The following is a 10,485-nucleotide window of genomic DNA, read 5'->3' on the forward strand; positions in this document are numbered from 1 at the left end:
CACGAGAGCGGCGGCCGCTGCTGCATTCTTGAACCCATGCGAACCGATGGACCAGCCCTCGAACTGAACGACGTCACCGTCCGCGCCGCCGGCCGCACCCTCGTGGCCGACATCGACTGGCGCGTGGAGTACGGCCAGCACTGGGTCGTGCTCGGCCCCAACGGCGCCGGGAAGACCACGATGCTCTCCGTCGCCGCCGCCGTACGGCATCCGACGTCGGGGACGGCCGAGGTGCTGGGCCGGCGGCTCGGCCGGACGGACCTGCGGGAGCTGCGGCGGCACATCGGCCTGGTCGCGGCGAGCCAGCGGCTGGTCGACGAGGCGCTGCTGGAGGAGGAGGGCGCCACCGCCCTCACGGTGGTGCTCACCGGTCACACCGGTACGAGCGCCCCCCTCTGGGACAAGTACGGCGACACCGAGCGGGAGCGGGCGCACCGCCTGCTGGCCGACCTCGGCTGCAAGGATCTGGGGGACCGGCCGTTCGGGGTCTGCTCGCAGGGCGAGAAGGCGCGGGTGCGGGTGGCCAGGGCGCTGATGGCCGACCCGGCGATCCTGCTGCTGGACGAGCCGTTCTCCGGGCTCGACCTGCCGGCCCGCGAGGACCTGATCGAGGCGCTGGAGACCCTGGCGGCCGCCCGCTCCGACCTGACCACCGTCCTGGTGACCCATCACCTGGAGGAGGTGCCCGCGAGCACCACGCACGCCCTGCTGATGCGCGACACCCGCGTCGTCGTCGGCGGTCCCGTCGGCGAGGTGCTGACGGACGCGAACCTCTCGGACTGCTTCGGCCGGCGGCTGATCATCCACCCGGTGGACGGACGCTGGTACGCCCGCGCCGTGCGGCTCTGATCCCGCGCTCCCCAGGGCCTCCCCGGGGAGCGGGGAAGGCCCCGCCGGCCGCCGTCAGGTCCCGGAGGGTGACCTGCGGCGTGCCGGCGGGGCCTTCGGCCTCGACCTGGCCGGGGTGCGATCCGAAGGGGAGAGGACGTCACCCGATCCCGCTGGTCAGTGAGCCTGCGTGAACTGCTCCTCCTCGGTCGAGCCCCTCAGGGCCGTCGTCGAGGAGTCCGGCGCGATGGCCGTGCTGACCAGGTCGAAGTATCCGGTGCCGACCTCGCGCTGGTGGCGGGTGGCGGTGTAGCCGCGGGACTCGGCCGCGAACTCCCGCTCCTGTAGCTCGACGTACGCCGACATGCCCTCCTCGGCGTAGCCGCGGGCGAGGTCGAACATCGAGTAGTTGAGCGAGTGGAAGCCGGCCAGCGTGATGAACTGGAACTTGTACCCCATGTGCCCCAGCTCCCGCTGGAACTTGGCGATCGTGGAGTCGTCCAGGTGCTGCTTCCAGTTGAACGACGGCGAGCAGTTGTAGGCGAGCATCTGGTCCGGGTACTGCGCCTTGATCGCCTCCGCGAACGTACGGGCGACGTCGAGATCGGGTGTTGAGGTCTCCATCCACAGCAGGTCGGAGTGCGGAGCGTACGCCAGACCGCGGGCGATGCAGGCGTCCACGCCGTTGCGCACCCGGTAGAAGCCCTCCGCGGTGCGGTCCCCGGTGCAGAACGCCTGGTCGCGGGGGTCGACGTCGCTGGTCAGCAGGGTCGCGGCCTGGGCGTCGGTCCGCGCGATGATCAGTGAGGGGACTCCGGCGACGTCGGCGGCGAGCCGGGCCGCGTTGAGCGTCTTGATGTGCTGTGCGGTCGGGATGAGCACCTTGCCGCCCAGGTGGCCGCACTTCTTCTCCGAGGCGAGCTGGTCCTCCCAGTGCACGCCCGCGGCGCCGGCCGCGATCATGCCCTTCATCAGCTCGAAGGCGTTGAGCACGCCGCCGAAGCCGGCCTCGGCGTCGGCCACGATCGGCGCCAGCCAGTGAGGCGCGTTCTCGTCGCCCTCGGCCCAGGTGATCTGGTCGGCGCGTAGCAGCGCGTTGTTGATGCGCCGCACGACGGCGGGCACCGAGTTGGCGGGGTAGAGGCTCTGGTCCGGGTAGGTCTGCGCGCCCAGGTTGGCGTCGGCGGCGACCTGCCAGCCGGACAGGTAGATGGCCTTCAGGCCGGCCTTGACCTGCTGCACCGCCTGGTTCCCGGTGAGCGCGCCCAGCGAGTTCACGTAGTCCTCGGTCTGCAGGAGGTGCCACAGCCGCTCCGCGCCGAGCCGGGCCAGCGTGTGCTCCTCCTGGACGGAGCCGCGGAGCCGCACGACGTCTTCGGCGGTGTAGGTGCGCTCGACGTCCTTCCAGCGGGGGTTGGTGTCCCAGTCGTCCTGGAGCCGCCGCGCGGCCTCCGTGAACCGGTCCGACATTGTCCGTCACTCCCTTGTTGCTGCCGCTCGCTACAGGGCATTTGCCCCGTTTGAGGCGCTTTGTCGTCACCTGGGTGCTTGGTTCGAGTTTCCGGCGCGGCAGGGAGATCCAGCAACCCGAGATCGACATGAAATCTGCCGAAATTTCTGTCTAAGTCAAGACTCGCGGGTATTCAGCAGAGAAGAAACGCTGACTTTTCTCTATGGCCTAGACCAATGTCGACCGCTCGCGGCCGCCGCGGGGGCCGTCGGTACCGGGTTCGGAGGACGCCGCAGGCGGGCGGCCGTGGCGCGGCGTCGCGGATGCCCCCAAGCTGGAAGAAACGGCGAAATTTCGCATATGATCCGGGTATGCCTTCCGTGCTCGGTGAAGAACCGCTGTCTTTGACGCAGGAGCTCGATCTGCTGGCCTTCGGGCAGCGGCTCAAGCACCTGCGCAAGCAGCGCGGCCTCACCCTCTCGGAGCTGGGCGAACGCGTCGGCCGCGCCCCGAGCCAGCTCTCGCTGCTGGAGAACGGCAAGCGGGAGCCGAAACTGTCGCTGCTGAAGTCCCTGGCCGCCGCGCTGAACGTCCCCGTGGAGGAGCTGCTGCGCCGCCAGGCCCCCAATCGGAGGGCGCAGCTCGAGATCGCGCTGGAGGAGGCCCAGCGGGACCCGCTCTACGCGAGCCTCGGGCTGAGCAAGCTGAAGGTCTCCGCCCGCGTAACCAACGACGTCCTGGAGCACATCCTCGGCCTGTACGAGGAGCTCAAGGCCCGCCAGGCCAAGGGGACAGCGACGCCGGAGGAGGCGCGCGCGGCCAACGCCGAGCTGCGCCGCAAGCAGCGCGAGCTGGGCAACTACTTCGAGGAGATCGAGAAGGCCGCGGCCGAGGCGCTGGCCGCCGTCGGCTACCGCGCCGGCGCGCTGTCGGAGAGCACCGTGCAGGCGGTCGTGTCGCACTTCGGGTTCACCGTGCACACCACGCCGGACCTGCCGCGTTCGGCCCGTTCCGTGACCGACCTGCGCAACCGGCGCATCTACCTCAAGCGTGAGCAGCTCGGCATGCACACGCCGCGCACCGTGCTCCTGCAGACCCTGGGCCACTTCGCGCTCCAGCACCACAAGCCGCGCGACTTCGCCGACTTCCTCCGCCAGCGGGTGGAGGCCAACTACTTCGCCGCCGCCGTGCTCGTGCCGGAGGCGGCGGCCGCGCCGTACCTGCGGGAGGCTAAGCAGGACCGGGCGCTGTCGGTGGAGGACCTGCGCGACGTCTTCGCGGTGTCGTACGAGATGGCGGCGCACCGGTTCACCAACCTGGCCACCCGCCACCTGGACCTGGTCTGCCACTTCGTCCGCAACGACGCCGGCGGGACCATCTACAAGGCGTACGAGAACGACGGCATCGTCTTCCCGGCGGACGAGCAGGGCGCGATCGAGGGCCAGCGGATGTGCGTGCAGTGGTCGGGCCGCCAGGTGTTCCTGTCGCCGGACCGGTTCTCGGTGTACTACCAGTACTCCGACTCGCCGACCGGGACGTACTTCTGCGTCGCCCATGTGGACCCGTCCCAGGGGAAGGACTACGCGATCACGCTCGGCGTGCCGTTCCGCGAGTCGCGCTGGTTCAGGGGCCGGGAGACCACGAACCGGACCAGGTCCAACTGCCCGAACGGCGAGTGCTGCCGCCGCCCGCCCGCGGAGCTGGCCCAGCGCTGGGAGGGCTACGCGTGGCCCTCGGCGCGGGCGAACTCGCACGTCCTCGCCGCACTGCCTCCGGGCTCGTTCCCCGGCGTGGACGAGGCCGACGTGTACGCGTTCCTGGAGCGGCACGCCTCGTCCTGACCGCCGGGGTCCGCGCTCACGGATCGCCCGGCCGGGGCCCGCGCACCCCGCCGATCCGGCGCCCCGGCCGGGCCCGCCGGCTCAGGACCCCGGGCGCGGACTCATCAGTCCAGGGCGGCCCGTACGAACTCCACGACGCTGTCGCGCATCGCGTCGTGGTCGGCGGCCCCGTCCTCACCCAGGAAGATCCGGTTCAACTGGGGCATCGCCGTGGGCCACATGGCCATGCCGATGAGCATGAGCATGGTGCGCGCGACCTGCGGCGACGGCTCGCGGCCCAGGCCCTCGGCCAGGGACACGGTCTTGCGGCCGCACTTCTCCACCCGCCGCTCCTGCCCGGGCAGCGGCTTCTCGCCCCCGTAGTGCAGCGCCTCCCACATCAGCAGCCGGACCAGGTCCGGATGCTCGCGGTAGTAGTCGTACAGCCGGCCCACGTAGTCGGCCGCGTTCTTCCCGGGCATCGACACGGCCTCGGTGACCTGGTCGAGCGCGGTGACGACGACGGCGTCGAACAGCTTCTCCTTGCTGCCGAAGTGCCCGTAGATGCGCTCCTTGTTCACCCCGGCGCGCTCGGCGATGGTGTCGACGCGCGCCCCGGCGACGCCCTTCGCGGCGAACTCGACGCGGGCCGCCTCGAGGAGGGCCGCCCTGGTCGCGGCGGTCGAATCCTTGGGTGACATCCGAGGGCCTCTTTCGACGGTGCTTACGACGGTGCTTCCGATGGTGCTGACGTGCCGGGCTCCAGGATAGGCCCCGATCAGTCCGGGTGCTACCAACTGGTTGGTTGACATCCAACTGGTTGGTTGGCTACCGTCCCCGGCATGACCACGACCGTCATTCCCCCGTCCTCCAGCCCCGCTCGCCGGCTTCCCGCCGCGCCCGCACCGGCCTGGGCGCCCTTCGGGCGCACCCTGCTCGCGTTCGTGCTGACCGGCCTGCTCGCCACCGGCCACCTCTACGCCGTCATCCCGCTCATCGGCGCCATGTCGAGCGACTGGGGCGCCTCGCCCGCCACCCTCACCTGGCTCGTCAGCGCGTTCGGCTTCGGCTACGCCGGCGGCTTCCTGGTCTTCGGCCCGCTCTCGGACCGGTACGGAAGGCGCCGCGTGATCACGTACGGCATGGCGGCGACCGCGATCGCGACGGCGGCGGTGGCCCTGAGCGGCGGGGTGGGCGCGGCCGTCGCCCTGCGCTTCGCCGAGGGCGTCGCCACGGCCGCCTTCGCGCCCGTCGCGCTCGCCTATGTCGCCGAGCGCGTCGAACCCCGCCGTCGCGGCGTCACCATGACCTCCGTGACCTCCGCGTTCCTGGCCTCGGCGGTCGTCGGGCAGCTCGCCGCCAAGGCCCTCGCCGACCTCGCCGGATGGCGGGCGGTGTTCCTCGCCGGCGGCGCCGCCTTCGCCGTCATGGCGCTGGTGCTCGCCCGGGTGATGCTCCCGGACGCGCCCGGCGGCGCGGTCGCCAACCCCTACGCCGCCGTCCCCGCCCTGCTCCGCGACCCCCGGCTCGTGCTCGTCTATACCGCCACGCTGGTGATCCTCGGCGCGTTCGTCGCCGTCTACACCGCGCTCCAGCTCGAGGGGCCCGCCGAGATCGCCGGGAACCCGGCCGCTCTGCTGGCGCTGCGCTCCACGGCGCTGCCCGCGTTCGCGGTCATCCCCTTCGTCACGCCGCGGCTGGCCGCGATCGCTCCCGCCCGGCGGGCCGGGCTGGCCATGGTGCTGGCCGCCGCGAGCGCCGCCGCCGTCGCGGTGACCGATCCCGGCCTGGTCTGGCTGGCGGTGCTGCTGGCCGTCTTCGCCTTCGCCGTCGGCGTGGCCGCGCCGAGCGTGATCGAGACGGTCGGCGGCCTCGCCGGGCGGGCGCGCGGCACCGCGGTCTCCCTCTTCACATTCGTCCTGTTCGTCGGCGCGAGCCTCGGGCCGCAGGCCGCCTCCGCGCTCGCGGCGCACGGCTTCACCGTGCTGGTGGGCGCCGTCGCCGCGGCCCTCGTCGCCGGGGCCGCGCTCATCCTGCTCGCCGCCGCCGTACGGTCGCGGTGACGCCGGTCGGTGGCGCGCACCCCGACGCCGAGCGCGATCGGACACCATAAGGTGATAACTGTGGACTGCGGCGGAGAAATGAGGATCGTGCGTGCTGCCTGAGGTGGAAGCCTGGCTGCGCGGCCGTACGTCATCCTCGGCCGACTGGCCCGTAAGGGCCCTGATGGACGCCAAGGGCGCCACGAGGATCAGCGTCGTGCTGCCGGCCCGGAACGAGGCCGAGACCGTCGGCGAGATCGTCTCGGCGATCCGGCATGACCTCGTCGAGGCGGTGCCGCTGGTCGACGAGCTCGTCGTCATCGACTCTCGGTCCACCGACGAGACCGCGGCCCAGGCGCTGCAGGCGGGGGCGAAGGTCTTCGCCCAGGACGAGATCCTGTGCGACCTGCACCCGCTCGACGGCAAGGGCGAGGCGCTGTGGAAGTCGCTCGCCGTGACCACCGGCGACCTCGTCGTCTTCGTCGACGCCGACCTGCGCGAGTTCCGCACGTCGTTCGTGACCGGGCTGCTCGGCCCGCTGCTGGCCGACCCGTCGATCGTGTACGTCAAGGGGTGCTACGACCGGCCGCTGTCGGAGCTGCAAGGTGGCGGCGGCCGGGTGACCGAGTTGGTGGCCCGCCCGCTCCTCAACCTGCACTGGCCGCTGCTGGCCGGGTTCGTCCAGCCGCTCGCGGGCGAGTACGCCGGGCGGCGCAGCGCCCTGGAGCGGGTGCCCTTCGTCACCGGGTACGGCGTGGAGCTCGGGCTGCTGATCGACCTGCTCGACCTGGCCGGGCTGGACGCGCTCGCGCAGGTGGACCTCGGGCGGCGGGTCCACTCCCACCAGTCCACCGAGGCGCTGGGCGGCATGGCCGGGCAGATCATGTACACGGCGTGGTCGCGGCTGGAGCGCCAGGACCGCATCGTGTCGCTGCACGCGCCCTCTCCTCAGCTCACCCAGTTCCGGCGCGGGGTGTCCGGAGGCGCGCTCATCCACGAGCCGACCGTGCGGGACGTCGCGGTCGCCGAGCGCCCACCCATGGTGACCGTTCCGCACTACGCCGCACGCGGACGGTAGCGGGCCGCCCGGGCTGGTTGCGGGAAAATGCTACCGACCGGTAAGTTTGCGCGCCGTCCGGTGTTTCGTCCCGGCGATCCCCACGGCTCGGCCCCTGACGGAGAAGTGCGATGAGCGACGGCGCGACAGGCTTCTGCCCCGAACTGAACGACGATCTGCGAGAGGTGCGGGACTGGGTGCGCCAGTTCGCCCGCGACGTCGTCCGCCCGGCGGGCGCGGAGTGGGACGAGCGCGAGGAGACGCCCTGGCCGATCATCCAGGAGGCGGCCAAGATCGGGCTGTACTCCATGGACTTCTTCGCCCAGCAGTGGTTCGAGGAGTCCGGCCTCGGGCTGCACGTGGCCTTCGAGGAGCTCTTCTGGGGCGACGCCGGCATCGGCCTGTCCATCGTCGGGACCGGACTGGCGGCCGCCGCCCTCGCCACCGGCGGCACGCCCGAGCAGGTGGGGGAGTGGCTGCCCCAGATGTTCGGCACCCCCGACGACGTCAAGGTCGCCGCGTTCTGCGCCTCCGAGCCGGACGCCGGCAGCGACGTGGGGGCGATCCGCACCCGCGCCGTGTACGACGACGGCGACTGGGTCCTCAACGGCGTGAAGACCTGGGCGACCAACGGCGGCATCGCCAACGTGCACATCGTCGTCGCCTCCGTGGACCCCGAACTGGGGACGCGCGGCCAGGCGTCCTTCATCATCCCGCCCGGAACGCCCGGCCTGTCCCAGGGGCAGAAGTTCCGCAAGCACGGCATCCGCGCCTCGCACACCGCCGAGGTCGTCCTCGACAACGTGCGGGTCCCCGGCTCCTGCCTGCTCGGCGGCAAGGAGAAGCTCGACGCCCGGCTCGCCCGCGTACGCTCGGGCGCCCGCACCGGCGAGCAGGCCGCGATGCGGACGTTCGAGTCCACCCGACCGCTGGTGGCCGCGATGGCCGTCGGCACGGCCCGCGCCGCGTACGAGTACGCCAGGGACTACGCGCGCGAGCGCGAGCAGTTCGGCCGCAAGATCGGGGAGAACCAGGCGGTCGCGTTCCTGCTGGCCGACATGGCGACCCGGGTGGATGTCGCGCGGCTTATGACGTGGCGCGCCGCCTGGATGGCCCGTCACGGCCGCCCGATGGAACAGGCCGAGGGCTCGATGAGCAAGCTCGTCGCCAGTGAGGCGGCGGTCTGGGTGACCGAGCAGGCCATCCAGATCCTCGGCGGCGCCGGCTACACCCGCGAGCACCCCGTGGAGCGCTTCCACCGCGACGCCAAGATCTACACGATCTTCGAAGGCACGAGCGAGATCCAGCGCCTGATCATTGGCCGCTCCGTCACCGGCCTGCCGGTGAGGTAATAACTTCGCAGGCCGGAGGGGTGGCGTGGCCGCAGAGCGGCAGCCAAGGTGACGCTGGCGAAGTAGTGGCGACGCTGGTGCGTGCCCTGCTGCCGCGTCGTGACGTACTTTCGCCTGCCTCGTTCGTTCTCGGTCGGTGCTGGGATAACACCCGCCGCGACCAGCTCGCCTCGTGCGGGAGGAACTGGAGGAGTTTGGCGCGAGACGAAGTGATCTGCGCTCAAGCGGCCGCAACCCGGACAGGCGACCGGCCTGTCCGGGCTGCGCGCCCGCACCTGGATCCACTCGCCCCTCGTCCGCCACGTCCTCCACGATCAGTGGCGATAACGCGGTGCGCGGCGGTGGCTCCGCCTCGGCGTGCGTGGTGCGGCGGCGCCGGTGGTCGCGTTTTCATCCCGGGGCGGGTCAGTGCGTGATCATGTCGTCCGGTTGTCCCGGCGTGTTCGGTTCGTGTGGTCCGGGGTCCGGCCGGCGTCCGCGGTTGCGTAGCGACCTGAACCGCTCGGCCGCCTGGTCGAGCAGGTAGTACAACTGGTCGGCCGCCTGGCCGAGCCGGTAGTACAGCCGTGGTGGGACGTGCGGGAGGAGCGGGGAGCGCCGCTGGCCGAGCAGTTCGAACAGTTGCTCCGGCGGCAGGCCGACGTAGCGCGGGAGGTTCTCGTACCATCGGGCGCTGTAGCGGGCCGCTCTCAGGGAGAGGCGGATCGCGGCTTGGCGTTCCCGGTCGTAGCGGGCGAGGGCAGTCTGGAGTTGTGTCTCCGCGTGTAGTGCGTTGACCAGGTAGGCGGCGTCTTCCAGTGCGAGGGCGGTGCCGGCGCCGATGGAGTAATGGGTGGTGTGCGCGGCGTCTCCGAGCAGGACGAGGTTGTCGTGGTACCACTTCCGGTTGGTCAGAGTGCGGAAGTTCAGCCAGTGTGCGCCGTCTTCGGTGTGCGCCTGGGCGATCAGCGGGTGTCCGTCCAGGGTGTCGGCGAAGAGTTTCTCCAGGAGGGCCAGGCTGTCGGCTTCGTTCGCCTCGTGGAGTCCGAGTCCTTCCCAGGTGGTGGGGGAGCATTCGATGACGCAGGTGCTGTGGTCCTTGCTGAATCCGTAGCCGTAGCACCAGATCCAGCCGTGCGCGGTCTCCACGAAGGTGAAGGTGAAGGAGCGGAAGACCTTGGTGGTGCCGAGCCAGGCGTAGACGTTGCGTCCGACCGTGATCTCGGAGCCGAAGTGGTCGATGTGGCGTTGGCGCAACAGGCTGTTGACGCCGTCGCCGGCGACGACGAGGTCGGCGCCGGCGAGTTCCTCCTTGTCGGTGATCTTGTGTTCGAACTCGATGTGCACGCCGAGGGAGCGGGCGCGTTCGGTGAGGATGTCGAGCAGTTGATGCCGGCCGATGCCGAAGCCTTCGCCCCAGTCTTCCCCTGTCACCGTCGCCACCGTGGCCCGGTCGTGGACGTGCATCTCCCATCTGTCCCAGTGGACTGAGTTCTCCTTGATGGTGCGTGCGGATTCGGGGTCGGCACCGTGGAGGTAGTTGAGTAGTTCACCCCAGTAGGTCACGCCCCAGCCGTATGTCGAACCGGCCGGGTTCCGCTCGTGGACGGTGATGTCGTGGGATGGGTCCACCCGTTTCATCAGGATCGAGAAGTACAGGCTGGCGGGTCCGCCGCCGACGCAGGCGATCTTCACAATAACCCCCGTTGTTACTTACAGTAATCAATTAGCATCATAGAGTAGCAGACGGTGGTATCTGTCCAGGTCATCCGGGCAGGCGCCGAGCCGCCAGGGCACGTGCGCGCCCCGGTGGTAGCGGAACTCCGGCACGAGCGGCTCGATGTGTTCCGGGAAGATCCGGGAAGATCCGGACCTCCCGTACGGAGATCGGTGCCGGGCCGAAACGTTTCACCCGAAAGTGGTACGGCTCCCGCCCCGGGGGGGGGGGGGGGGGGGG

8 protein-coding genes are annotated in these 10,485 nt (G+C 70.9%); 5 read left to right on the top strand and 3 right to left on the bottom strand.

Annotation, left to right across the window (positions count from 1 at the left end; all coding sequences use genetic code 11):
• Positions 1-36 precede the first annotated feature (36 nt).
• Positions 37-849 (top strand): ABC transporter ATP-binding protein, encoded by an 813-nt coding sequence (locus tag AWQ68_RS35220; protein WP_066949414.1) that lies wholly within the window; start codon positions 37-39, stop codon positions 847-849.
• Positions 850-1,005: 156 nt separating this feature from the next.
• Here AWQ68_RS35220 and aceA read toward each other — a convergent pair whose 3' ends face one another.
• Positions 1,006-2,298, bottom strand: a complete 1,293-nt coding sequence (gene aceA / locus AWQ68_RS35225) for an isocitrate lyase (RefSeq protein ID WP_066949417.1) — start codon at positions 2,296-2,298, stop codon at positions 1,006-1,008.
• 351 nt (positions 2,299-2,649) lie between these two features.
• On the opposite strand from aceA, the gene AWQ68_RS35230 reads away from it, so the two are divergent.
• Entirely contained in the window at positions 2,650-4,119 is a 1,470-nt protein-coding gene (locus tag AWQ68_RS35230) for a helix-turn-helix domain-containing protein (protein ID WP_066949420.1), read from the top strand.
• Between the two features lie 104 nt (positions 4,120-4,223).
• On the opposite strand, the gene AWQ68_RS35235 is transcribed toward AWQ68_RS35230, so the two are convergent.
• A complete protein-coding gene (locus tag AWQ68_RS35235) occupies positions 4,224-4,799 on the bottom strand; it encodes a TetR/AcrR family transcriptional regulator (RefSeq protein ID WP_066949423.1) in 576 nt (191 codons plus the stop codon).
• A 141-nt stretch (positions 4,800-4,940) separates the two neighbouring features.
• On the opposite strand from AWQ68_RS35235, the gene AWQ68_RS35240 reads away from it, so the two are divergent.
• The 3 genes from AWQ68_RS35240 (at position 4,941) to AWQ68_RS35250 (ending at position 8,549) form a co-directional block, all read left to right on the top strand.
• Positions 4,941-6,161 carry an MFS transporter gene (locus AWQ68_RS35240; RefSeq protein ID WP_066949426.1) on the top strand — a complete coding sequence of 407 codons (1,221 nt, stop codon included), beginning with the start codon at positions 4,941-4,943 and terminating at the stop codon, positions 6,159-6,161.
• A gap of 91 nt (positions 6,162-6,252) precedes the next feature.
• On the top strand, positions 6,253-7,218 hold the full coding sequence (locus AWQ68_RS35245; protein WP_066949429.1) for a glucosyl-3-phosphoglycerate synthase: 966 nt from the start codon (positions 6,253-6,255) through the stop codon (positions 7,216-7,218).
• A 110-nt stretch (positions 7,219-7,328) separates the two neighbouring features.
• Positions 7,329-8,549, top strand: a complete 1,221-nt coding sequence (locus tag AWQ68_RS35250) for an acyl-CoA dehydrogenase family protein (RefSeq protein ID WP_066949432.1) — start codon at positions 7,329-7,331, stop codon at positions 8,547-8,549.
• 405 nt (positions 8,550-8,954) lie between these two features.
• Here the strand turns inward: AWQ68_RS35250 and AWQ68_RS35255 are convergent, their stop codons facing one another.
• Entirely contained in the window at positions 8,955-10,223 is a 1,269-nt protein-coding gene (locus AWQ68_RS35255) for an FAD-dependent monooxygenase (protein WP_066949435.1), read from the bottom strand.
• Between the last annotated feature and the right edge of the window lie 262 nt (positions 10,224-10,485).

This window comes from Microtetraspora fusca (assembly GCF_001570365.1).
Classification (GTDB): Bacteria; Actinomycetota; Actinomycetes; order Streptosporangiales; family Streptosporangiaceae; genus Microtetraspora; species Microtetraspora fusca.